Origin of the sequence: Nonomuraea rosea (assembly GCF_039539705.1) — a bacterium.
Classification (GTDB): domain Bacteria; phylum Actinomycetota; class Actinomycetes; order Streptosporangiales; family Streptosporangiaceae; genus Nonomuraea; species Nonomuraea rosea.
Genome location: NZ_BAABDQ010000038.1, coordinates 13603 through 37735 on the forward strand (window position 1 = coordinate 13603; position 24133 = coordinate 37735).

21 protein-coding genes are annotated in these 24133 nt (G+C 69.5%); 13 read left to right on the forward strand and 8 right to left on the reverse strand.

Going from position 1 to position 24133, the window contains the following annotated elements; translation table 11 throughout:
• The first annotated feature begins 580 nt into the window (after positions 1–580).
• The 4 genes from ABEA43_RS51435 (at position 581) to ABEA43_RS51450 (ending at position 5114) form a co-directional block, all read left to right on the forward strand.
• A complete protein-coding gene (locus ABEA43_RS51435; RefSeq protein WP_345573620.1) occupies positions 581–1297 on the forward strand; it encodes a GntR family transcriptional regulator in 717 nt (238 codons plus the stop codon).
• Between the two features lie 1342 nt (positions 1298–2639).
• Positions 2640–3356: a RadC family protein gene (gene radC / locus ABEA43_RS51440; protein ID WP_345573623.1), complete on the forward strand. Its 717-nt coding sequence runs from the start codon at positions 2640–2642 to the stop codon at positions 3354–3356.
• A 399-nt stretch (positions 3357–3755) separates the two neighbouring features.
• Entirely contained in the window at positions 3756–4265 is a 510-nt protein-coding gene (locus ABEA43_RS51445) for a hypothetical protein (protein ID WP_345573625.1), read from the forward strand.
• 450 nt (positions 4266–4715) lie between these two features.
• Complete coding sequence (locus tag ABEA43_RS51450) at positions 4716–5114, forward strand: hypothetical protein (RefSeq protein WP_345573627.1); 399 nt, start codon at positions 4716–4718, stop codon at positions 5112–5114.
• Between the two features lie 2001 nt (positions 5115–7115).
• Here the strand turns inward: ABEA43_RS51450 and ABEA43_RS51455 are convergent.
• Complete coding sequence (locus tag ABEA43_RS51455; protein WP_345573629.1) at positions 7116–7397, reverse strand: hypothetical protein; 282 nt, start codon at positions 7395–7397, stop codon at positions 7116–7118.
• 107 nt (positions 7398–7504) lie between these two features.
• On the opposite strand from ABEA43_RS51455, the gene ABEA43_RS51460 reads away from it, so the two are divergent.
• The gene (locus ABEA43_RS51460; protein WP_345573631.1) at positions 7505–7993 is read left to right on the forward strand and encodes a GntR family transcriptional regulator; all 489 of its coding nucleotides are present in this window, start codon (positions 7505–7507) and stop codon (positions 7991–7993) included.
• Between the two features lie 40 nt (positions 7994–8033).
• Positions 8034–8516 (forward strand): GntR family transcriptional regulator, encoded by a 483-nt coding sequence (locus tag ABEA43_RS51465; RefSeq protein WP_345573633.1) that lies wholly within the window; start codon positions 8034–8036, stop codon positions 8514–8516.
• A 140-nt stretch (positions 8517–8656) separates the two neighbouring features.
• On the opposite strand, the gene ABEA43_RS51470 is transcribed toward ABEA43_RS51465, so the two are convergent.
• A complete protein-coding gene (locus tag ABEA43_RS51470) occupies positions 8657–9679 on the reverse strand; it encodes a hypothetical protein (protein ID WP_345573635.1) in 1023 nt (340 codons plus the stop codon).
• A gap of 43 nt (positions 9680–9722) precedes the next feature.
• Positions 9723–10667: a DMT family transporter gene (locus ABEA43_RS51475; RefSeq protein ID WP_345573638.1), complete on the reverse strand. Its 945-nt coding sequence runs from the start codon at positions 10665–10667 to the stop codon at positions 9723–9725.
• On the opposite strand from ABEA43_RS51475, the gene ABEA43_RS51480 reads away from it, so the two are divergent.
• The 7 genes from ABEA43_RS51480 (at position 10666) to ABEA43_RS51510 (ending at position 16688) form a co-directional block, all read left to right on the forward strand.
• Complete coding sequence (locus tag ABEA43_RS51480) at positions 10666–12069, forward strand: aminotransferase-like domain-containing protein (protein WP_345573640.1); 1404 nt, start codon at positions 10666–10668, stop codon at positions 12067–12069. The two genes, ABEA43_RS51475 and ABEA43_RS51480, sit on opposite strands and share 2 nt — an antisense overlap.
• Positions 12070–12100: 31 nt before the next feature.
• Positions 12101–12655: a CGNR zinc finger domain-containing protein gene (locus ABEA43_RS51485; protein ID WP_345573642.1), complete on the forward strand. Its 555-nt coding sequence runs from the start codon at positions 12101–12103 to the stop codon at positions 12653–12655.
• A gap of 44 nt (positions 12656–12699) precedes the next feature.
• Positions 12700–13308 (forward strand): GNAT family N-acetyltransferase, encoded by a 609-nt coding sequence (locus ABEA43_RS51490; RefSeq protein ID WP_345573644.1) that lies wholly within the window; start codon positions 12700–12702, stop codon positions 13306–13308.
• 12 nt (positions 13309–13320) lie between these two features.
• Positions 13321–14196: a 1,4-dihydroxy-2-naphthoate polyprenyltransferase gene (locus ABEA43_RS51495; RefSeq protein ID WP_345573647.1), complete on the forward strand. Its 876-nt coding sequence runs from the start codon at positions 13321–13323 to the stop codon at positions 14194–14196.
• 9 nt (positions 14197–14205) lie between these two features.
• On the forward strand, positions 14206–15204 hold the full coding sequence (locus ABEA43_RS51500) for an adenosine deaminase (RefSeq protein ID WP_345573649.1): 999 nt from the start codon (positions 14206–14208) through the stop codon (positions 15202–15204).
• Positions 15205–15319: 115 nt separating this feature from the next.
• Entirely contained in the window at positions 15320–16027 is a 708-nt protein-coding gene (locus tag ABEA43_RS51505; protein WP_345573651.1) for a GAF and ANTAR domain-containing protein, read from the forward strand.
• Positions 16028–16094: 67 nt separating this feature from the next.
• Entirely contained in the window at positions 16095–16688 is a 594-nt protein-coding gene (locus ABEA43_RS51510; protein WP_345573653.1) for a helix-turn-helix domain-containing protein, read from the forward strand.
• A gap of 9 nt (positions 16689–16697) precedes the next feature.
• On the opposite strand, the gene ABEA43_RS51515 is transcribed toward ABEA43_RS51510, so the two are convergent.
• Genes ABEA43_RS51515 through ABEA43_RS51535 form a run of 5 tightly spaced genes read right to left on the reverse strand, consistent with a single transcriptional unit; the run spans position 16698 to position 23766 of the window.
• Positions 16698–18485: an ABC transporter ATP-binding protein gene (locus ABEA43_RS51515; RefSeq protein WP_345573655.1), complete on the reverse strand. Its 1788-nt coding sequence runs from the start codon at positions 18483–18485 to the stop codon at positions 16698–16700.
• A gap of 1 nt (position 18486) precedes the next feature.
• Positions 18487–19305 (reverse strand): ABC transporter permease, encoded by an 819-nt coding sequence (locus ABEA43_RS51520; RefSeq protein WP_345573657.1) that lies wholly within the window; start codon positions 19303–19305, stop codon positions 18487–18489.
• Positions 19302–20255 (reverse strand): ABC transporter permease, encoded by a 954-nt coding sequence (locus ABEA43_RS51525; RefSeq protein WP_345573659.1) that lies wholly within the window; start codon positions 20253–20255, stop codon positions 19302–19304. The genes ABEA43_RS51520 and ABEA43_RS51525 overlap by 4 nt, the downstream gene beginning before the upstream one ends.
• Positions 20255–22153 carry an alpha/beta hydrolase family protein gene (locus tag ABEA43_RS51530; RefSeq protein ID WP_345573661.1) on the reverse strand — a complete coding sequence of 633 codons (1899 nt, stop codon included), beginning with the start codon at positions 22151–22153 and terminating at the stop codon, positions 20255–20257. The genes ABEA43_RS51525 and ABEA43_RS51530 overlap by 1 nt, the downstream gene beginning before the upstream one ends.
• A complete protein-coding gene (locus ABEA43_RS51535; RefSeq protein ID WP_345573663.1) occupies positions 22153–23766 on the reverse strand; it encodes an ABC transporter substrate-binding protein in 1614 nt (537 codons plus the stop codon). Before ABEA43_RS51535 ends, ABEA43_RS51530 begins: the two co-directional genes overlap by 1 nt.
• Positions 23767–24133 lie beyond the last annotated feature (367 nt).

Here is a 24133-nt window from a genome sequence, read left to right on the forward strand (position 1 = left end):
ACTCGACCGTTGACACGCCCGAGGGGCAACGACCGTACCGAGAAGCGAATGACAGGTGCGACGGATGAGCTGACGAGCGACAGCGGCTGGCTCCGAGGGATGCCCCTTGCACCGGGGACGCGAGCTCCGCGACCTGCTGCGCCAAATCAGCCGACAGACTTAGCGTGCGGACGGCAGCTCTACCGCGCCATAGCCGGTCGGCTCCTGGCCCTAACGCGCCGAACGAGCCGCGCGACGTGGCAACGAGCCGGGCCGAGTTGGACATCAGTCCTCACTCGGGCGATGCGAACAGAGTGCGTGCACTCAATCACAGAACGCAGCCGATCAAGAGGTACTAGGCTGCTCACACCGGCACAGCAGCCGTAGGCATTGGAAGAGGTCGCCGATATGTGCTCGGGGGTACACACATCGACGACCTCTATCGGAGAATCGCCACCCCTTACATCAGCGTTACAGGGTTTCTCCGATAATTTTCCGTCATCGCAAAGTTGGGGCTCCAGCGTCCATCGATGACGGTCGGTTACCTGCCGAATACGGCAACATGGGGCAACGCCTCACACGAACCCCCAGGGATGGACTAGTGGCCACCTCAGATCCGGTCTACCTGCGTGTCGTCGAAGACATTCGGCGACAGATCACCGACGGCACCCTTCCCCCCGGTGCGCCCATCCCCTCTCGGGCGCAGCTGACCCGTAAGTATCAGGTCGGAGAAACGGCCGCCCGGCACGCGCTACGAGTGCTCGCGGGCGAAGGCCTCATCATCGGCCGCGTGGGCTCGGGTCATTACGTCAGGGAACGCCCCGACCTCACATCGCTCTACCGATGGCGCTTTCTCGACCACCCCGCCCCCTTCGCTGCCGACCTGCAGGCTCAGGGCAGACGCGTGACGTGGGACTGGCACAGCGAACCGATCGAAGCGGGCCCCGACATCGCCCGGCGCCTACGTCTCAGCGGACCCACCACACTGAGCCGAACGCACTACGTCTTCCGAGGGGACGGCAGACCGCTCCAGCTCGCGACCTCTTATGAGCCGATGGAGTTCGCCGCCCACTCGGAAGAGGAGCGACGAAGCTTGGTCGCGAGGATGTACACGCACGGCATAAAGATCACCGAGGTCGTCGAGAGCGTGCATACGCGCGTTCCCCGGCCTGCGGAGAGCGACGCGCTCGATCTGGCGGCGGGCGTCCACGTCCTGCACGTCGAACGCACTCACTGGGCCGGCGATCGTCCCGTGGAAACAAGCGACATCGTCATCCCAGGCGACCGATTCCGAGTCACGTACAGCATGCCGGTCTAGGCCAGGAGGCTCAGGGCGAGCCGCGATACCTCGCCCGGAGCCACAGCCTTCCGATCAGTACGTCGGCCCGGAGCCATCTCGCTCGGCCAGCAAGCATGCCGTTTGGGGCCCCCGCATGCTCGGTCAGCGTGGAGGTCACTCGGCACCTCGTTCGGTCAGCGCGGGTGGATGCTCAGCGCAGCACCCCAGTACGTGTTCCTCCGGTAGTACGGCCGTTGCGAGATACGCGGCCAACCTGGTCAAGACAGTGGGCTCGGGCCGTCGTCCCCAACCGGCCACAGTATGGCGGCTTGGGAATGTACGACGGCTCGGAGCCCTGCGCCCGATACGCCAGAAATGCCGCCTCGGTACTGTCGTGTCCCGGACCTGGGACACGACGGTTCTCCCGATAGTGCGGGCGGCCGAAGAGTACGGGCGGCCGAGAAATGCCAGCGCCTGGAGCGAGGAAGCGCTCGAAGAGCCCAGGTGTCTCCAAGAGCCCAAGTGTCTTGAAGAGTGCGCGCCCGCCAAAGCTGGCGAGCACGCCGAGACGACGGGCATTCGAAGCCGGCGAACACCCGACGTCAGCGAGCACCCGTCATAAGCGAGCGTCCGATGCAGGCGAGCGTCCGATGCATGCGAGCGTCCGATGCATGCGAGCGTCCGGAACAGGCTGACATCCGAGGCGGACTGACGCTCTGGGAGGGCCCGACGCCTGAGAAGGGCCGACGCCTGACGCGCTGAGCCCGTCCAGACGTCTGGCGCGGAAATCGTGGGCCTGGAAGATCGAGCACACGGCCACGGCGCCTGAGGTGCCGGCCGAGCTGCCTGCGCCGCCGCGAACGACAGCGCCGCACCCGAACACCTCCTCCCCCGCCTCGAACCCCTCACCATCTGGCCCCAGTGCCGACGACGTCGGTGCCCGGAACATACGGGACGTTCGGCGGCAGAGTGCCAAGGGGGCGGCGGGGTTGATCGCGGCCGTCCAGACCCGTATCTGGAGCTGGGTCAGGGTGGGCAGGCTCGGGGCCGTACTGCTTCGCCACCAGAGCATGGGGCCGCCGTCACGATGAGGTCGGCAGACTCAAATATGCGGATATACACCGGCCTGAGCAAAGAGCGGAAACCGTCTCGGTAGCGGATGCGAATGTCGGGAGGCCGTGCTTGCGAATGGTCCGCAGGCGAAAAGCTGCCTCGCGGAGTGCTGGAGCGAGAGGGAACGGCCGAGCAGCACGAGATCATCGCGTAGCGGCGCTGTCTGCATCCGTCGTGATCGCCGCGGCCGCGGCTTCCGCTCAATTGCTGTCGCGGTGATGGGGGCGTTCCGGATGTCTGAGGACGAATGGAATCGCGTAGAGCAGCCATGAACGCGCAGGTCAGAGATTGTCGGTGGGCGTTGATACAACGGTTGCGGAGGTTGCCGATGCGAGTCAAAGACCTGTCCAAGCGCGACCGGCCGCGCGAGCGACTCATGGCCAGCGGGGCCGCCGCGCTGGCCGATTGGGAGTTGCTGGCCGTGCTGCTCGGCTCGGGATTCCGGGGGTCGAGCGCCCTGGACCTGGCCACCCAGGTGATCGAGCACTGCGGAGATCTCGATGCGCTCAGCCGCTCCGAGCCGCATCGGTTACTCGCCGTGCCCGGGCTCGGCCCGGCCAAGGCCGCGCGGGTGAGCGCTGCCTTTCATCTCGTACGCCGGGCGGACGCCTCGCCCGAGCGCCAACGGATCTCCAGCACGTCCGACCTGGCCCAAGTCTGCGCACCGCTGTTGCAAGGCCGGCAGCAGGAGCGGCTCGTCGTGGTGGCCTGCGATACCGGCGGCAGGGTGCTGAAGCGTTCGGTGCTGACGGAAGGTGCGAGCGACCATACGGCGATTCCGATTCGTGAGGTGATCAGGGAAGTGCTCACCTCGGGCGGAGCGGCGTTCGGTGTCGCACACAACCATCCGGGCGGGTCCCTCGACCCGAGCCCGTCCGATGTTGAGGCCACGGTGCAGCTCGCCGAGGCCGCCGACACGGTCGGGTTGCGGCTTCTTGACCACCTGATCATCACAGATGGGGCCTGGCGGCGAATCCCCACGTAAATCGATTCCAGCGCGAATGATGAGCTCAGCAAACGCCAAAGGGAATGATCCTGGATATTGCACCGAACAGCAGTTTCTCAAAGGATGACCATGAGAATCTAATCGCGCGGGTAGGCCGTTATGGACGTCAGCCGGCCGTTACTCGCCGTGGCGTGGTCCTGCGCTTCCCGGAGGGCGCACAATCACGCCACGGAGACGTGTGATCCCAGGCGAAGCCCACTTGATCAGGGTCGGATCGGGCAGGCGCATCGCCTGGGATCACACGAAAGTGACCAGGTGGGGGCGGGTGATCCGCCCCATCCTCCCTGATCCGCCCTTGGAGCCGGTCGACGGCTGAACCGATCATGTCCACCATCCGTGCCAAGGGACATGATCGCGCGCATATTCGCCGTACTCGTCTTGGTCACGGCCTCGCTGGTGGTCTCCGCCGGCACGGCGGAGGCCTGCCAGTGCCTGCGCTCCTCACCGCAGCGCCACATGAAGCGGGCGGACGCTGTCTTCACTGCCACGGTGATGCGGGTTCGTCCGCTGGAACGAAAGGTCACCGCCACGCTCCGCGTCGATCACGTGTACAAGGGCGGCGCCGGCGCGATGATCGATGTGTCGACTCGTGCGGAGGGGCCGGCCTGCGGATACGAGTTCGTCGAGGGCATGCGCTATCTGGTGTTCGGGGCGCAGGAGGCGGAAGGGCTGGCCACGTCGTCGTGCTCCGGCAACACGAGCATTCCCGCTGGGGAGCTGCCGCTGCGGCTGTCCGATGTTCGGGACGACATGGCGCTCGCCTCGGAGCTGATCAGCGCCCTGGGCGAGGCTACCCGGGTGCAAGCCGCCGAGCCCGTGATCGCCCTGGTCTCGGCGGTTGCGAGGGCGCGATTGGCTGCTCTGCGGGTGCAGCTCGAACAGCAGTGAACGCGTCTTCGTCGAAGGGAAGGCACGGCAAAGACAAGACTTGCCGCGAAGTTTGCGTAGGGAGTAAGAGCGCGAGTTTGTGGCGAGTTAGGAACTTTGGGCATTCAGGGGCCGTAGACCCGCTTTGATCTAAAGGGCTCCTCTGGCGTGATCGGCCGCTGGTTCCTGCGCATACGTTCGTGGTCAGTCAGGGAGTCTCCGCCCCCCGCCGACATACGTGGATGGTTTGCGAGGTGTGGGCAGATGGTCTTGTTCGCCGAACCCCTCAGCTACTAGAGACCTCGTCCCACCGGCGATCTTCTCTACACCGCGACGAATAAAACCACACCCGTACACGCTGACGTCCGATCGCCAGAGCCATGGACTCTTTGCCACTATGTGCTCACAGAAAGTGGGGCCGAGCCACCAAGGGCTCGAAGCCCTCCGGCTACCGCGAAGGTAGGGGGACACATGGACGTAGAGGCGGAAATTCTCGACTTGCAGCTCCGTGTCGGAATCCTCGAAGCGAGCATCCGTCCCGAGGGCGCGACGTCCGGCGACTTGAGAGGGCGAGATCAGCACGGGAGCCTCCCGACGGACAGATGCGCCCATAAGGAGGCCATCCAGTCCGATCTTCTGACGACGTCGATCGCTGTCGCCGAGGTGCGGGCCGAGGTCGCAGACGTACGGATGGAAATGAGCCAGGACTTCGCGGCCCTCGGTCTCGAGATCACCGGCCTTCGACGGCAGACCAACGAGAACTTCGCATGCGCTCGGCACGAGATGACGCAAAAACTGGACTCTCTACGGTGCGAAATGATCGAGCTAGGCCTTAGGCTTGATCGGTTGCTGGAGAACGACAGTGCCTAGGACCGGCGTGAGCCCTCGATCTTGGGGGCTCACGCCGGGCACTTACGAATCAGGCTGCCTTTCGAAACAGGTCGACCCAGCGGCAAGGTCAGGGCGATGTCCCTATTGGTCTGATCATTGGCGTATTTACCGCAGTCCAGGCTAGTTGAGGCGCGACATGCCACGGTCTGGGCAATCTTTCTCCTACTGTTCTCACGCTGGAGCGCATACAAGTCGGGGTCCCTGGTCCCGATCGGCTGCGACGGAGGGCATCCAGGCAGCACAATGTTGTTCGCGGCCATCGCCTTGTTTTCCTTCGTTCTCGATAGACCCTCGAAGGATCACGCGATGGCCGTCACCATTTCACGACATGATCGCCGGAATCCACCCGAGCATGTACATGCCTTCGGCCGGGACTTGAGCTGACAGGGCGGCAGTCGCAAGTCGGCTGACCGAACCGGGGGCGGGCGTCACCGTGTCAGCGGCGATCGTGTGGCGGTACATGGAGGAGATGGCGACGCTGGTGTCGACGCGCTCGCCCAACGCGCTGTGTCAGACGATTCGGGATGGGCTGCACTGCCTGGTGCCGGACGGGACGTCGATCCCCACCGACCGGATCAAGGCTGACTGATCCCGCCTTCCGGCTGATGCACAAGAGAACCTGTACGGCGCCGACCGACCTGGTGTCATCGGCTGGCGGAAGGTCGTCCGCTGGTCGAACGTGACTTGCTCTGCCGAGGGCCTGATGCGCGCTCAGGCGTCCTCCTGGTGGGTGAGCGCGCCTGATGCGTGCAAAGGCGTCCTCATGGTGGTGAGCGGAGACGCCCTCAGCTTCTTCCAAACCCACGGAGCTGGGAGGATTGCAGTTGACGTGTTGAAGCGCTTATCTCGGAAGCCGACTGCAGGGGCACCGACGCCGTATGCGATGACGTGCGCGGCTTCGGCGGCGGCGTGCTGATCGCGGATGAGACCGGCTTGGTCGAGAAGGGCTTCCGCTCGGCCAGGGTCAGAGGCGCCCTGGGCCGGGTCGCGGACTGTCCGATCGGCGTGTTCCTTGCCTGCACCACCGCGCACGGGCTGTCGGGCATGTCGTCGCGGACCTCGCGGTGGGGGCAGGGACGCCGAGGCCGGCCTGGCGGATCTCAGCGGAGGGCGTTCGGCTGCCGGCCACGAAGTCGGGGGCTGTTGGGCCCGGCAGGCGCTAGTGCGTTGGGATGACGCCTGCCGGGAGATGAACAGGCACGGCCCGAATCATGCCTGTCCGAGTGAACGGGTGCAGTCGGGTGACTGCGAGCCCGTATAGCCATGGCTCCGTGAGCACCTGAAGTCCCTCGTACACGGAAGCCATGTCGCCCGGCTCGTTGGCGGCAGGTCTGAGCCGGGAGTCTTTGGCGATTGTGGGGAAGCCGGGGGGCCGTCAGCGAGGTTGCGGAGGGGTCGGTTCCCGAAATCGACTGGGGTGGGTGCCGGTCAGGGGGAGGTGGGCCGACGGCAGGTTGCCGAGGTACGAACGCCTTCATCGTCCTCGGGTCGTCTGCGCGGCGCGGTGATTTCGAACGACGACGGCGATGGCGGAGGATCTTCCGGCTCTTCAGCTGGGTGTTCGCGCGTTCGGCCGTGGTGATGGTCTCGGTCCGGGGGTGCGTCGGAGGTCTACGGGATCGTCCCGCCTTGTGAGGCGATGACCTGGGTGTTCGTGCCGTGTGCGCGATGTTTGCCGGAGAGAAGCGAGGGCGATTGGGGCGGCTTGTGGTGCCGGCCAGTCACAGGGTTCAGGGTTGAGTGCGACGAATCGGCGGGATTTCAGGCCCTTGGAGGTGATGGGAGTGAATGCGGTGATCAATCCGCCTACCAGGGGTTTCTCTATGTCATCGGACGAATGCCGGGCTCGCGATCATCTGCAACCAGCAGTGCGCGACCAGGGGATGGGGCTCAGCAAGAAAGCGGCCGATGTGCGCGGGCGGGCGAGGGGATCCGAGAAACGGAGGGTCTCGAAGGGAGATGTAAGGGCACGGTCGCTTTCTACGCGAGATCCAGTAGGCGGCGCCAGACGGTATGCACTTCCACGCCGGATCTCGTGATGTATTCCTCGATCGTCGCCTCTTTGCCTTTCCTGGTCATCTTGCGGATGAATGTGACGCCACCCGACTGGCACAATTCGTAGACGACCGGCCTGCATTCGCAGGTGTAGTCCCGGATGCGGACTTGGCCGTGCGGCCTTTCGGGTGTCCAGGTGATGGCGGTGCGCGCGAGTGCTGCGGCGGATACGTGCCGACCATGGAGGTCGCCCTCTTCCCAACTCATGGCTTCACTATAGCCCAGCCGTCTTTGCAGGTCTAGTGGCCGTATCCATGGGTCTGCCGAGCGTTCCTTTTTGGTAGTGCATGTACGGTTTGGTCTATAATCCGGGCGTGCTAGATCGCGAAGGGCCCGTGCCTCTCTACAAGCAGGTCGCCGACATGGTCCGCGATCAGATTGAACGTGGAGAGCTCAAAGCAGGCGATCCCGTACCAAGCGAGGCCACCCTCGAAAAGGACTACGAAATCGCCCGGACGACCGCGCGGCGAGTGGCGCGGGAACTGCGCGAAATGGGGCTGGCGTACACGGTTCAGGGCGAAGGAACGTTCGTCGGCCGGCCGGGCACTCCGCGCTCGCCCGCGAAGCTGCCGCTCTATCAGAAGATCGCGGAAGAGGTCGCTCAGCGTATCCAGCGCGGGGAGATCGCGCCGAACAGGGCCATTCCCGGTGAAAAAGTTATGATGCGCCAATACGGCGTGGCCAAGGTGACGGTACGCCAGGCCGTTGCGCATCTCCGGGAGCAGGGATGGGTGTTCACCGTCCCTTATCGGGGCACATATGTGACCAGTCCAGAGAAATGGCCCATAAACCAGGGTTCCTAATCCCCCTCCCTTTCTCTGTTGTGTTGTATACCCTTGAGGGGTGCTGAATCGCGAGGGCGACACGTACCTCTATCTCCAGATCAGTGAGGTCATCAAGTCGCGCATAATGGCCGAGCTCTCCCCTGGAGATCTTGTGATCAGCGAGGCGGGCATCCAGCGGGAGTTCAAGGTGGCGCGCACGACTGCGCGGCGGGCGATTCGCGTGTTGCGCAATCAGGGGTTCGTGCACACCCGCCAGGGCGAGGGCACGTTCGTCAGCGCTCCCGATGCGAGAGGACGTCCTGCGGATCCGCAGACGCCGATTTATCAGCTCATCGCTGAGGAGATCAGGAAGCGGATCAAGGCCGGTGAGCTGGCTCCGCGTCAGGCGATTCCGAGTGAGATCGGGCTGGTGCGGCAGTACGGCGTCGCGCGTGAGACGGTGCGCCGGGCCGTGACGCTGCTGCGGGAGCAGGGCTGGGTGTGCAGCGTTCCGCACCGTGGGAGCTACGTCGCGCCCCAGGAGTCGTGGCCAAGCAAGTGATGGCTCGGCGCAGCCGACGGTCCAGCGCAGCTGACGGCTCGCACAAGTGACGGCCCGCCGAACAACGGCCGGCCAAGCAAGTGATGGCCCGGCAGGTGGCGGCCCCCGAAGCCGCCCCTCCTCAGCACAGCGCGACGGGTTCAGAAGACCGGGATGATCTCCTCCGGGTCGATGAAGTCCACCGGCACCCCCTCCAGGTCCAGCTCGGGAATGGCCGGGAAGGCGATCCCCCACCGCTCGACGATCGCACGAACCTTGGCCATGGCCACCCGCCAGTTCTCCGCCTGCTCCTCGTACGACAGCACCCCCAGCCCCGCCTGCCTGGCGTGGTCCATGAGGACCCGGTGGTTGGCCAGGAAGTACGGCGGCAGCTCCCAGAACCCTTCCGGCGGCTCCCAGAGGATCATGCTGAGGAAGACGAACCCCGCCCTGAGCTGGCGGGTGATCAGGACGCGGGTGTCATCCGTGAGGCCCGGCCACTCGTTCTCGAGAATGGTCATGCAAATCTGCAAATGTCGGGACTCGTCCCGGCCGATGCGCTGGAACATCTCGCGGAAGACCGGATGCCCGGTGCCCGAGGCCATGCCCCTGAACAACGTCGACGCGGCCATCTCACCCATCATGAAGCTGGTGAACAGCACCGGCAGCGAGTATCTGCCGACCGCCGAGGTGTAGCCGGTCCAGTAGCGGCCGCCGTTGTGGTAGAGCCAGCCGATGTTGTTGTGGGCGGCCGTTTCGAGGTCGTCCGACGGGGTCCAGTTGAGCGGGCCGCCGGGCCAGAGCTTGGCGATGGTGCGCTGGCAGCACTCCTCGTGGTTCATCTCGTCACGGGTGATGGAGAAGAAGCACTTCCTGACCGGGTCCTCTTCGTGCTTCTCGAAGGCCTGGATGGTGGCGCGGGCGAACACGGCGGGTCCTGAGGCGTCGAAGTTGGCCAGGACCGCGAACCAGTACATGATGCCCAGGCGCTGCTCCCTGGTGAAGTCGTCCGCGTTCAGGCCGTCCCATGGGAGGTCGGCCGGGTTCCAGAGCATGCGCTTGGACTTTTCGTAGATGGCCGCGAGCTTCTCCGTCTCGACGCGCCATTCCATGGGATAGATGTTGGGCTGCGGGATCTCCGGGGCCGGCCAGAAGCCGCCTTCGGGGATCGTGAGGTCCGCCATTGTGACACCTCCAATCTCATCCTGCGGGGCGGCGTCACGGCTTTCAAGTACGGGCGCGCTGGGTGATTGCCACACAGACCAGTACGGCCAGGGCGGCGACCACCGTGGCCGCGCCGAATCGCTCCCCCATCAGGAACCAGGCCCAGATGAGCGTCAGGAGAGGCTGGGTGAGCTGGGTCTGGCCGGCCCTGGCGATGCCGCCGGCGGCGAGGCCCGCGTACCAGGGGATGAAGCCCAGGAACATGGAGACCACGGCCACGTAGGCGAAGCCCGCGACGGCTTGGGGGCCCGGGGTGATGGGCGTGGTCAAGGCCAGGAACACGGTCACGGGAGCCGTCAGCGGGAGCGAGAGCACGAGGGCGTGGGAGATGACCTGCCAGCCCGGGGTCTGCCTGGACAGGCGGCCGCCCTCGGTGTAGCCGACCGCCGCCGACAGGAGCGCGCCGACCAGGAGGAGGTCGGACCAGGAGGTCGCGCCCTCCTCGTGCTGGGTGAGGGTGAAGGCGGTGATGGCGACGGCGCCCGCCGTACAGGCCGTCCAGAACAGCGGGCGGGGGCGTTCACCGGCCCGCAGGACGGCGCAGGCGGCCGTGGCGGCGGGGAGCAGGGCGATGACCACGGCGGCGTGGGCCGTGCTCGCGCCCAGGTCCAGGGCCAGGCCGCTGAAGACGGGAAAGCCGAAGACGACGCCCAGGGAGATGAGGGCGTAGGCGGGCCACAGGTGTTTCGGCGGGAGAAGAGGGCGGCGGGTGGCCTTGAGGCAGGCCGCGGCTATCGCGCCGGCCAGGGCCGCCCGGCCGATGGCGACCAGCCATGGGTCGAAGCCCTGCATCGCGTAGACGGTGGCGGGGAAGGAGCCGGAGAAGGCCAGCACGCCGAGGAAGGCCAGCGCCGTGCCGCGCCGGGCGCTGGGAAGCCGGACGCTCGGAGCGGGGACAAAAGGGAGCGCTACTCCGCGGGAGACAGTAGCACTATTCTCTTCTTTCATGAACAACGATAGCAGTATCGCTCAGATCGCCGCGATGCTGCGCGAAGAGGCCACGCGCCTCGGGCCCGGGGCGCGGCTCCCGTCCAGCCGGGAGATCATGCGCACGCATGGCGTCAGCCCCGTGACGGTCGCCCGCGCCATCGGGCAGCTGGCCGCCGAAGGACGGGTGGTGACGAGGCCGGGCAACGGGGTGTTCGTCACCCAGCGTGTCCTCGGCGGGCAGGACGCGACCGATCTGTCCTGGCAGACGGTCGCCCTGGGTGATCGAGTGGTCGACGAGGGCCCCATCACGACGCTGCTGGGGCAGGCGGCCGAGGGGGTGGTGCCGCTGACCGGCGGGTATCTGCGCCCAGGGCTGCGGCCCGACAAGCAGCTGGGGGCCGCGGCGGCGCGGGCCGTGCGCAGGCCGGACGCCTGGGCCATGCCGCCGCTCGCCGGGCTCGTCGAGCTGCGCCGGTGGTTCGCGGCGCAGGCCGGGGGCGAGGTGAGCGCGGCGGACGCGCTGATCGTGAGCGGCGGGCAGGCGGGGCTCACGCACGCGTTCAGGGCGCTGGCCGCTCCGGGCACGGCGGTGCTGGTCGAGACGCCCACGTACCCGGGAGCGCTGGCGGCGGCGCGGGCGGCGGGGCTGCGTACCGTCGCCGTGCCCATCGACCGGCACGGTGTACGGCCGGAGCTGCTGGCCGAGGCGTTCGCCGTCACCGGGGCCAGGGTGTTCCTCTGCCAGCCCACCCTGCAGAACCCGACGGGGGCGACCCTGCCGGTCGAGCGGCGGGAGCAGGTGCTGGAGGTGGCGCGGGCGGCGGGCGCGTTCGTGATCGAGGACGACTTCGCCCGCCACCTGACCGAGCGGCCGCCTCCGTCGCTGGTGTCCCTGGACCGGCACGGCACCGTGGTGCACCTGGGCTCGCTGACGAAGATCCTCTCACCGAGCATGCGAGTGGCGGCCGTCATCGCCAGGGGCCCCGCCGCCCACCGGCTGCGGGCGAGCCAGTGCGTGGAGTCGTTCTTCGTGGCGCGTCCGCTGCAGGAGACGGCGCTGGAGTTCGTCGGGTCGCCCGCCTGGCGGCGGCATCTCGCGGCGGTGCACGCCGAGATCGCGATCCGGCGCGACGCGCTCGCCGCCGCGCTGGCCGCGCGCCTGCCGGAGGCCGAGGTGCACCTGCTCCCGATCGGCGGGATGCACCTGTGGGTACGGCTGCCCGCCGAGACCGACGAGGGCGAGCTGGTCGAGGCGGCCAGGCGGAACGGGGCGCTGGTGAGCCCCGGCCGGATGTACTACCCGTCGGAGCCACCCGGGCCGCGCATCCGGGTGACGCACATGGCCGCCGCGCATCTGCCGGAGCTCCACGAAGGGGTACGCCGGCTCGCCCAGGCCCTGGCCGACGTCTCCCGGAGGTGAATCGATCATGAAGCCCAGTAGAGTGATCGGTATGCCGTTCTCCGCAGAGCAGACGCAGGGTGTGGAGGCGGAGAAACTCCCGGGCGCAGAGCTCGTACGAGACTTCCTGAACACCCACGACGTCGAAGCCGAGACCGACGAGCTGTCCTCCCCCGCCGAGCTGGTCCTCTGGCTGCGCGAACGCGGCCTCGCCGGACCGCACGACAGCGCAGCCGACGAGGACCTCCCCCTCGCGCTCGCCCTCCGCGAAGGTCTCAGGGCCGCGCTCAGGCGCGAGAGCGCCGACCTTCCCTCGCTGCCGCTCAGAGTCGAGGCGACGGGCGACGGGCTCCGGCTGGTCCCCGCGGGGGACGGCGTGCGGGCCGGGCTGGCCGGGATCGCCGTGGCGGCCGTGCGGGCGCCGTGGGACCGGCTCAAGGTGTGCTCGGAGGCGACCTGTCAGTGGGCGTTCATCGATTCGTCGCGGAACCGTTCCCGCTCGTGGTGCTCTATGCGGGTATGTGGCAACCGCACCAAGACACGCGCTTACCGGGCGAGGAAGCGGGGTTCGCGTCGTCTCCAAGGGTCAAACACCGATACGGTGTAACTCGTGCCTTGTGGCATGGACAGCAGGCGAAGGAGCGGGCCGAGATGGCAGACGTAGGCGTCCGGGCGGCCCGGCGCGAGGATGTGCTTCAGGTTGCGAATACGCAGATCCGCGCCTGGCGCTACGGCTATCGGGAGTTCCTGCCCGAGGGGCCACTTGAGCAGATGACCGGGGCGGCGGCCGAGAAGATGTGGCTGCGCCAGTGGGACGAGGCGATCGTCGCCCCGCCCTCCCCCAGGCACCGGGTGCTGGTGGCGGTGGAGACCATCCTCGACACCGAGGGCTTCCCCGCGCTCGGCGCGGGCGGCAGTGCGGCGCTGACCACCCCCCGTGGTGGCGAGCGCGTGGTCGGCCTGGCCTCACACTCCCCTGCCGAGGATCCCGATCTCGACCCCAGCGTGGTGGCCGAGATGCTGACCCTGCTGGTCGACCCCGACTTCGTGCGCAGAGGCCACGGCAGCCGGCTGCTCAACGCCACTGTCGACTACCTGCGCGACGACGGCTTCCGTCAGATCGTCACCTGGGTCTTCGCCGACAACCACGCGGTGCTCGGCTTCCTGGAGTCGGCGGGCTGGGGCGAGGACATGGCCGAACGCGTACTCGACATGGGCCGCCCGATCCGCATGGTCAGGCTCACCACGGACATCAGCTAGAGGTAGAACGACATGGCAACCCCCGGCCAGTGGATCGCCGGCGCCCGCCCGCGCACGCTCCCCAACGCCATCGTGCCCGTCATGGTGGGCACCGGCGTGGCGATCGGCGAAGGCGGCTTCGTGTGGTGGCGGGCGATCCTGGCACTGTTCGTGGCGCTTTCCCTGCAGATCGGCGTCAACTACGCCAACGACTACAGCGACGGCATCCGCGGCACCGACGACCAGCGGGTCGGCCCGATGCGGCTGGTGGGCTCGCGGGCGGCCACGCCGCGGCAGGTGCTGACGGCGGCGCTCGGCTGCTTCGCGCTCGCGGCGGTGCTGGGGCTCGTCCTGGTCGTCGTCACGCAGGCATGGTGGATCCTGCTGGTGGGCGCCGCGTCGATCGCGGCCGCCTGGTTCTACACCGGCGGCAAGCGCCCTTACGGCTACCGCGGGCTGGGCGAGCTGGCCGTGTTCGTGTTCTTCGGGGTTGTGCCCGTGGTCGGCACGGCGTACGTGCAGACGGAGTCGCTGAGCTGGCCGGCGTTCCTGGCCTCGATCCCGGTGGGGCTGCTGTCGTGCTCGATGCTCGTGGTCAACAACCTGCGTGACGTGGGCACCGACGGCGAGTCGGGCAAGCGCACGCTGGCCGTGGTGCTGGGGCCCGAGCGCACTCGCGCGCTGTACGTGGCCTGCCAGGTCGTGCCGTTCGCGGTGGCGATCACGATGATCCCCCTGACGCCGTGGGCCGCGCTCGTGCTGCTGGCCCTGCCGCTGGCGGTCACCCCGATCAGGACGGTCCTGGGCAAGGCGGTCGGCCCCGCGCTGATCGCGGTGCTGCAGCAGACCGGCAAGCTGCAGATGGCGTACGGCCTGCTGTTCGCCGTGGGGCTGGCGATCATCTTCTAAGGTGGGACGATGAAGGACTTCATCGCCGGGCTGCCCAAATGCGAGCTGCACCTGCACATCGAGGGCACGCTGGAGCCCGAGCTCAAGTTCGAGCTGGCCGGGCGCAACGGGATCGAGCTCCCCTGCTCCTCCGTGGAGGAGCTGCGGGCCGCCTACACCTTCGACGACCTGCCGTCCTTCCTGAAGATCTATTACGAGGGCATGCAGGTGCTGCGCACCGAGCCCGACTTCTACGACCTGGCCATGGCCTACCTGCGCAAGGCCGCAGAGCAGAACGTGCGATACGCGGAGATCTTCTTCGACCCGCAGGCGCACACCTCGCGCGGAGTGCCGTTCGACCTGGTGATCCGCGGGCTGCGGCGGGCGCTGATGGACGCGGAGGCGCAGCTCGGCGTGCGGGCGCAGCTCATCATGTGCTTCCTGCGCGACTTCCAGGCCGAATACGCGATGGCCACGCTGCTGGAGTCGCTGCCGTACAAGGAGTGGATCGCCGGCGTCGGGCTGGACTCCGACGAGAAGGGCAACCCGCCGGCCAAGTTCGCCGCCGTGTACGACCGCGCCAGGCAGGAGGGCTATCTCCTGACCATGCACTGCGACGTCGACCAGGACGACGCGGTCGAGCACATCCGCCAGGCCGTCGAGGACATCGGCGTCAACCGGATCGACCACGGCGTCAACATCCTTGAGGACCAGCGGCTGGTGGAGGTGGTGCTGGAGCGCGGCATGGGGCTGACCTGCTGCCCGATCTCCAACGGCTACGTCACCGACTCGATGAAGGCCGAGGGCATCCGCAAGCTCATGGACCTCGGCGTGCGCGTGACGGTCAACTCCGACGATCCCGCCTATTTCGCTGGCTACGTCCAGGAAAACCTCGAAGCCCTGCAGGACGCGCTGCAGCTCAGCCGGGAGGAGCTGGCGCAGCTCGAGCGCAACGCCTTCGAGATCACCTGGCTGCCCAGGCATGTGAAGGACGCTTATCTGGCCGAGGTGGACGCATACCTCTCCTGAAGGCATGCCCGATCCTCCCTCGGAGCGACTAGCCTGGGAGTCTCCACAGGGCCAGTCTTTGCGGTCAAGTGGTCCGCCGCCGGCAAGCGCGAGGGAACCGTTGGACCGGTCATATGTGCCCACCGACATCGAGGATTTCGATCGGGCACTCACCGAATGCGTCGCCATCGTGTCCAGGGCGATGCCCGACTCCCCCATGGTCAGCATCGCGGTCTGCGAGCAGGCCGGCCTGCGCACGGTGGTCTCCTCGCACGCGAAGGCCGAGCTGTTCGACGAGCTGCAGTCGGCTGCCGGGCAGGGGCCGATCCTCGACGCGATCGACAGCGGGCTCGCGGTGTCGGCGGACGATCTGACGGCCGACCCTCGCTGGCGGCGCTTCATCGCCGATTCGCCCGAGGTCCTGAGCCTGCATTCGGAGCCGCTGGAGTGGGAAGGGAGCCCGTTCGGCGCGCTCACCCTCTACTCGGGCGACGCCGGCGGGTTCGCCGACGCGACCCGGATCGCCGTGCGGGTGACCGCCGAGCACATCTCCCTGCTCTACCGCACGGCGCTCGACGCGGCCCGGATGCGGGAGATCGCGGCGCAGCTCAAGGACGCGCTCAGCACCCGGGCGATCATCGACCAGGCGCTCGGCGTCGTCATGGCGCAGCGCCGGTGCACCTCCCACCAGGCCTTCGAGATCCTGCGCAACGTCTCCCAGACCAAGAACGTCAAGCTGTACCAGGTCGCGGCCACGATCGTGGAGACGGTGAGCGGCGAGCCGCCGCAGCGGCCGCGCTGGGAGGAGCCGCCGGGAAAGCCCGCGACCCGTCACCGGTCCTAGCGGTGCGCTGATGCCCCGCGGCGCAGGGCATGATGGGGGAAGCTTTCCGAGGAAGGGACCCAGCGTCGTGCGGCAGGAGAAGACCCCCGTTGTGGCGGTGACCCCGGGGCCGGCCGCGGGGGTGCGGGGGGCGATCGCCGGCAACCTGCGGCGCACCCGGCTGGCGCGCGGGTTCAGCGTGCGGGAGCTGGCCGAGCTGACCGGCGTGAGCAAGGCGCTCATCTCGCAGATCGAGCGGGGTGTCGCCAATCCGACGATCGAGGTGCTGACCCGGCTGGCGGCCTCGCTCGACCTCACGTTCGCGGAGCTGACCAGGACCCACCTGGCGGGGCCCGAGGTGATCCGGCGGGGCGAGGGCGTGCCGCAGGTGGTGGGTGACACGACCGTGCGCAGCCTGTTCGCGGCGCCGGACCGGCGGCGGTTCGAGCTGGCCGAGGGCGACCTGCCGCCGATGACGCGCAGCGCCAAGAGCGCGCACGGGCGCGGGTCCGTGGAGCACGCCTACGTGGTGTCCGGCGAGGTGAGCGTGGAGAGCGACGCGTGGGAGGTGCGGCTGGGCGAGGGGGACGCGGTGCGGTTCGCGGCCGAGCTGGACCACGTCTACGTCACGGGCGCGGCCGGGTGCCGGGTGCTGACGCTGATCTCGTTCTCGGAAGACTAGCCCCGTACGTCAGCCTGGCCAGCCGCCGGCTCCGTCGGGGACGCTCGCGAGCAGCTCCCTGGTGTAGGCGTGGCCTGGGTCGTCGAGCACCTGATCCACCTGGCCGCTCTCCACGCACTCGCCGGCCCGCAGGACGTAGAGCCGGTCGGCGAGCTGGCGGACCACGGCCAGGTCGTGGGTGATGAACAGCAGCCCCATCGACAGCCGCTCGCGCAGCCCGGCGAGCAGCGTCAGCACCTGGGCCTGCACGGACACGTCCAGCGCCGAGACGGGCTCGTCGCAGACCAGCAGCCTGGGCTCGCCGGCCACCGCCCTGGCGATGGCCACCCGCTGCCGTTCGCCGCCCGACAGGTTCGCGGGGCGCAGGGCGGCGAGGGCGGGGTCGAGGCCGACCAGCTCCAGGAGCCCGCCGACGTCCGCCGGGCGGCCGTCGGCCACGAGGGCCTCCTTGAGGGTCGCGCCGACCGTACGGGCGGGGTTGAGCGTCGAGTACGGGTCCTGGAAGATCATTTGTGCGGTACGGCGCGCCTGGCGGACCGCTTGGCGGCTCATCCCGGCGTAGTCGGAGCAGTCCGCGCCGCCCAGCAGGATGGTGCCCGCGTCGGGCCTCTCCAGGCCGGTCACGCACCTGGCCAGGGTGGTCTTGCCGGAGCCCGACTCGCCTACGACGGCCACGATCTCGCCTGGGGCGACGGTCAGGCCGACGCCTGCCAGGGCGGGCCGGGTCGTCCCCGGGTACGTCTTGCGCAGGTCGCGGACGTCGAGCACCGGGGCCGCCGGGGCGCGTACGGGGGCCGTGACGCCCGGCGGGGGCGGCGGCGCGGCGGGCAGCTCGCCGGCCAGGACACACGCGGACAACCGCCCGCCATAACCGGGCGCGGCGGGGCCGGTCGGGGCGGACCCGAGCGGGGTGGGTGCCGGTTTGAGTGTGGGGGTTCCCGCGCGGCATTCGGCGACGGCGTGTGCGCACCGGTCGGCGAAGCCGCATCGCCCCGCCACCGCGTCGTGCGCCGGCACCGAGCCGGGTACGGCGGGGATGACCGCCAGGCGCCGGTCGGCGGGCGGCTCGGCGGCCAGCAGCGCCCGCGTGTACGGATGCCGCTGCTCCTCCCGCAACGCACCGGCCGGCCCCACCTCCATGATCCGCCCCGCGTACATGACCACCACCCGGTCGCACATCGAGAACGCCAGCCGCAGATCATGCGTGATCAGCAGGAACGTCATGTCCCGCGCCCGCTGCACGCCCCGGATGAGCGCCAGGACCTCCCGCTGCGTGGTCGCGTCGAGCGCGGTGGTCGGCTCGTCGGCCACCAGGATCCGCGGTGCCGCCGCGAGCGCCGCGGCGAGGCCGACGCGCTGCCGCATCCCTCCGGAGAGCTGGAACGGGTATCGCCCCGCCACCTCGGCCGCCAGCCCCACCTCGGCCAGCAGCCTGGGCACCTCGCTCTTCGGATCGGCGTCGGCCGGCAGCCCGTCCGCGATCTGCCTGCCGGCCTTGCGCAACGGGTTGAGCAGCGTGAACGGGTCCTGCATGAGCAGCGACACCGTGCCGCCGCGCAGCCGCCGCAGGGCACGGGGGTCGTCGTCCACCCGCTGCCCGTCGATGACCACCTGCCCGGACTGCTCCAGCCCGGCCGGCAGCAGCCCGAGCAGCGCGCGCACGGTCAGCGACTTGCCCGATCCCGACTCGCCCACGATCGCCACCGACTCCCCCGGCGCGACCTCGAAGGACACGTCGGAGAGCAACGTACGCCCCGAGGCGGGCTGGCCTACGGTGAGGCCCTGTGCGCGCAGCATGTCAGCGTGCCCTTCCGCGCCGGTCGACGCGCTCGTGCAGCCAGTCGCCGACCACGTTCAGCGCGGCGGCGGTGGCGATGATCGCCAGGCCGGGTGCGATGACGGCCCACGGGTTGGCCAGGAGCTGGGTACGGTTGTCGGCCAGCGTCCGCCCCCAGTCGGGCGACCCGGCGGGCACGCCCAGCCCGAGGAACGACAGGGACGAGAGCGACACCAGTGCGTACGCGAAGTTGACGAACGCGCCGGCCAGGCTGACGGAGGCGATGTTCGGCCAGATGTGCCTGGTCATGATGCGCCAGGAGGACAGGTTCTTGAGCAGGGCGGCCTCGACGTAGGGGCGGTGCCGCTGCTCCAGCGCCGCGCCGCGGACGACCCGCGTGTCCGTGGGCGCGAACAGCACCACCAGCACCGCGATCGCCAGCGCGTACCCGCCGCCGAGCACACCGGCCACGACGATCGCGACCAGCAGCGCGGGCAGCGAGAACATCAGGTCGGCCCAGCGCATGGCCACCGTGTCCACCCAGCCACCGAAATATCCGGCGGCCAGCCCGACGAGGTTGCCGATCAGCATCGACCCCGCCGCGACCGCGAGCGCGCCGGGAACAGCCGTACGGGCGCCCGCGACCAGCAGGTGCAGCACGTCGCGGCCCAGGTCGTCGGTGCCGAGCGGGTGGCCGGGGCCGGGCCCGGTGATGCCGGTCATGAGGTCCTGCGCGGTCGCGCCGGGCACCAGCCAGGGCGCGAACGCCGCCGCCACCCCGACGGCCACGAGCACGGCCAGCGCCGGCACGACGCCGAGCGGCATCCGGAGCCCTCTCACGAGACGCCTCCGCCGAGCCGTACGCGCGGGTCCACGAGCGAGTAGCCGACGTCCACCAGCAGGTTGACGGCGGCGATGAGCAGCGTGAGCAGCAGCGCCAGCGCCTGCACGACGGGCACGTCCTTGAACGTCACCGAGTCCACCAGCAGCGATCCCAGCCCCGGCAGCGCGAACGTGACCTCCACCAGCACGGTCCCGGCCAGCATCCCCGTCACGATCAGCCCGGCGGCGGTCAGCACCGGCACCAGCGAGTTGCGCATCGCGTAGCCGAGCACCACGGGCCCGCTCAGCCCCCGTGCGCGGGCGAACACCACGTAGTCCTGCTCCAGCTCCCGCACCAGCGCGGCCCTGCTGAAGCGGACGAGCATCCCGGCCGCTCCGGCCGCCAGCGCGGCGGCGGGCAGCGTGAGATGCCACAGCGAGCCGCCGAACCCCTCCCCCGTGCCGTACACGGGGAACCAGCCCAGCCCGAGCGCGAACACCACGAGCAGCAGCAGCCCGACCGCGAACGGCGGCGCGCTCAGCCCCACGACCCCGGCCGTGACCACCAGCCGGTCCGTGGCCCGGCCCCGCCGCAGCGCGCCGAGCACGCCAAGCGGCAGGCCGGCCAGCGCGGCCAGGAGCGTGCCGTAGCCGGTCAGGGCGAGGGTCAGCGGCAGCCGCTGGCCGAGCATGTCGGCGACGGGGACGCCGGTCCTGATGGAGGTGCCCAGGTCGCCGTGCAGGACGCCGCCGAACCAGCGCAGGTATTGGACGGTCACCGGGTCGTTCAGGTGGTAGCGGGCCTGGATGGCGGCGATGGTCTCCGCCGTGGCCGGGCGGGTGCCGAGCAGGGTCTGCTGGATGGAGCCTGGGGCCAGGTAGAGCAGGCCGAACACGCCGACGGACAACACCAGCACGACGACGACGGTGCCCGCGAGCCTGCGCAGCAGGAACCTGGCCCATCCCATCACAACACCCCGCCCCCGGTCAGCCAGCCGATCACGCGCCGCGCGGCGTCCGTGCGGTGCGCGGGCTCGACCAGCTCGTGACCCTCCCGAGGGTAAACGACCAGCTCAGTGCGTACGCCCGCGGTCGTCCACGCGCGGTAGAGCTGCTCCGCCTGGCCGAGCGGGGTGGTCCTGTCCTGGTCGCCGTGCAGGATCAGGGTCGGCGTGGTGACCTCGGCGGCGTGGTAGACCGGGGAGCGGGCGGCCAGGCGTTCCCTGCCTTCCTGGGTCGTCCGGTCGGCGCCCGCGTGGTAGAGCGGGTCGAAGCCGCCGGCGAGGTTGCTGGCGGTGGCGAAGCTCAGCCAGTCGCTGACGCCGGACATGACGATCGCGGCGCGGAAGCGGGCGGTCCTGGTGGTGGCCCAGGCGGTGAGGTAGCCGCCGTAGCTCAGGCCCATGATCGCGATGCGCCGTGGGTCGGCGTGGCCGGTCTCGACAAGGTGGTCCACGCCTCTGAGTACGTCCTGGAGGTCCGCGTCGCCGACCTGGCCGATGACGGCCCGCGCGTAGTCCTGGCCGCGGCCGCTGCTGCCGCGCGGGTTGGGCAGCAGGACGGCGGCGCCGGCGTGTGCGAGCGGGACGGCGAGCTGGGCGGACTCGGCGGGGGCGAACGAGCTGGACCACAGCCAGGTGGGCCCGCCGTGCACGATCACCACCAGCGGCCGCGGCCCCCCTCCCCGCTCAGGCCTCTCAGCCCGCTCTGGCCGGGTGTCCTGAGCGGGGAGGGGGGTCGTCAGGAGGAGGCCGGAGATCGGGAGCCCGTCGTGGCCGGTCCACGTGAGCTCCTCCTGGCCTACGGCGAGCTCGGCCAGCCCCCCGTTGACCGCCGTGACCTGCCGCCAGTCGCCCCGGGCGAGCGAGGCCACCGCGACCTCCGGGGGCTGCCCGGCCGTCTCCCAGCACGCGGCGGCCACCCGGCCCGTACGGTCCACCGACAGCGACGGCTGCCCGTCCCGTCCGCCGAGCGTGCCCCACGCGGTCCACCGGTCGATCACGTGCCCGTCGGCGGCGCTCAGCACCCCGCCGTGCACCCCGGTGCCCGACCAGCCGGCGAACCAGAGCCGGTCCTCGTCCAGCCACCCGAGGTCGGTGACGTCGTCCAGCTCGCCCAGCCGGCGCACCTCTCCGGTGTCCAGGTCGGCGCGCAGGATCCGGCCGGAGACGATGGACAGCCCTTCGACCACCACCGCGACCCGCCCGCCCGGCGCCAGCCTGGGCCGGTTGAGCTGCCAGGACGTGCGGTGCAGCGTACGCGTCCCGCCGGTCTTGGCGTCGATCAGGTCGAGGCGGGGCCGGTAGTACCCGGCGGGCGTCTCGTCCTCCGAGGTGACGGCGAGCACGCGCCGGTCACGCCAGTCGGCGTCCCACACGGTCAGGCCAGGCAACGGGATCTCCCGGGCAGCTGGGCTCGGCGACGCCGGGTCGAACCAGGCCAGCCGGCGCAGCCGCCCGCCCGGCCTCCTGACGAAGGGGTCGCTCGGGTCGTGCACCCGCAGCCCCAGATGGCTGCCGTCCCGCTCGCTGCCCGGATCGGCCAGCCGGACGAGCACGGTGCCGTCCGCGCCGGGTACGAGGTCCTCGATCTCGCCGTCCACCGCGCCGCGCCAGGCCGGGCGCAGGTCCTGATCCAGGACGTCGATCCGGTCGGGGCCGGAGGCGAGCAGCAGCCGCCCGTCGGGGAGCCACCGGGTCAGGGCGTGCCCCTCGCCCGGCAGGGCGGTCAGCCGGCCGTCGAGCGCGGCGACGTGCGCCACCCCGTCCAGCACGCAGGCGACGCGCTCTCCCCCGGGATGCAGCGCCACGGACTCGGGGATCCGCAGCCCGGCCAGCGCACCGTGGACGTCGATGGGGTCGCGCATCAGCGTGCGGCCACCTTCGCGGCCCAGGGGCCGACGAAGAAGTAGGGGCCGAACCCGTCGGCGGTCACGCCCTTCCCGAACGCGGTCGCCGACTCGCCCCACCACAACGGCTGGTACGGCACGTCGGCGGCGGCCTTGACCAGCGCCTCGCCGAGCAGCTTGGCCCTGGCCGCGTCGTCGGTGCTCGACTTGGCCCGGTCCAGCAGGCCGGTCACCTCGTCGTTGTCGTACTCGGCGATGTTCGTGCCGTTCTGGCCGACGGCGGAGCCGTGCAGGAGCTGCTGGACGTACTCGGCCGGGTCGCCGGTGGTGGCGAAGTACCAGCCCAGGTAGATGCCGGAGCCGTGCTTGCCGAGGTCGGCGATCCACTGCTCCAGCGGCACCTCCTTGACCTCCAGGGTGATGCCGAGGCCTTTCAGGTTCTCGGCCAGCGTGAGTGCCGCGCGGCCGAGCTGGGGGCCGCTGCTCGGGTACGTCAGCACGTCGCTGAACCCCTCCGGCGTGGCGGACTGCGCCAGCTCCGCCTTGGCCTTGGCCAGGTCGAAGCCGTATTGGGGGATGGTGGCGTACAGACCGGTCACCTCGCCGGCCGTCAGCGCGCCGCCCCACTGGGCCGGGTCGGGGATCGTGGCGGCGACCTGGCCGTGGCCGCGCAGCACGCTCTTGACGATGCCCTCCCTGTCCACGGCGTGAGCGACGGCCCTGCGCACGTGGACGTCGTTCCAGGGCTTCTTGGCGGTGTTGAAGGCCAGCGTGACCAGCGAGCGGTCACCGGCCGTCTTGAGCTGGACGTCCGGGATCGTCTGCCACTGGTCGATCTGCTCGGCGGGGACGTTCAGCGCGACGTCCACGGAGTCGCCGCGCATGGCCAGCAGCCTGGTGGACTCCTCGGGGATGAAGTCGATCTTGATCTGCCTGAACGGCGCCTTACCGCCCCACCAGGCGTCGTTGCGCTCCAGGGTGACGTGCGAGTCCGGCGCGAACTCCGCCACCTTGTACGGCCCCGTCCCCAGCAGCCTGCCCTCCGGCGTGCCGATCCGCTCCCCCGTGGCCTCGATGAACTTCGCGCTGGTCACCAGCAGCGTGCCCGGGGAGGGCGTCCAGGCGAACGACGCGTCGGGGCTCTTGAGCGTGATCGTCACCTGGGCGGGCCCGGTGGCCTCGATCGTGTCCACGTTCGCGTACGCGTAGGCGAACGCGGTCGTCGAGCCCTTCCTGGCGTGCAGGCCGAGGCTGGCCACGACGTCCTCGGCGGTCAGCGCGCTGCCGTCGGAGAACGTCACCCCTGAGCGCAGCTCGTAGACGTAGGTCTTGGCGTCCTTCCTGGTCCACGACTCGGCCAGGGACGGCTGGAGGCTGCCGTCCTGGCCGACGCCGACCAGGGCCTCCTGGACGAGGAGGGCGACGACGTAGTTCATGATGCCCGCCTCCTTGGCCGCGTCGAGCGTCCCGATGGAGGACGGGAGTGCCACCCGCAGCACGTCCAGGCCGCTCTGCCCCGGGGCGGCCGGAGTGTCGCCGGCGGAGCCGCAGGCGGCCAGGAAGGCCGGCAGAACGGCGGCGAGCGCGGCGGAGCGCAGGAGAGAGCGCCGGGAAACAGGCAGTTCGGCCACCGCAGGACCCTACTTTCACGCGACCGGCCAACCCGCCTAGCTGCAGTGTCTACCGGTGAAATCCAGTTGGCACATGAGAGTATTCGGTCGTTCGGTCACCGGTCAAACCCACTCATCCACCGGGAAATACATGATCACGGTCTACAGCGCCCCCTGGTGCGGCCCTTGCCGGCGGCTCCTGGCTGATCCCTGCCGTCGTCTTCCCCAACGGCTCGGCTCTCGTCAATCCGAGTCTGGAGGACGTACGCTCACGCCTGCGCCATGATTGTTCGCCGACAGTCAGGCGCGCGGATTCGCCGTAGCGCTTCAGCGTTCCTCGTCAGGACAGGTGCCGACGCCAGATGATCGACTACGCTCGACTGAGTCA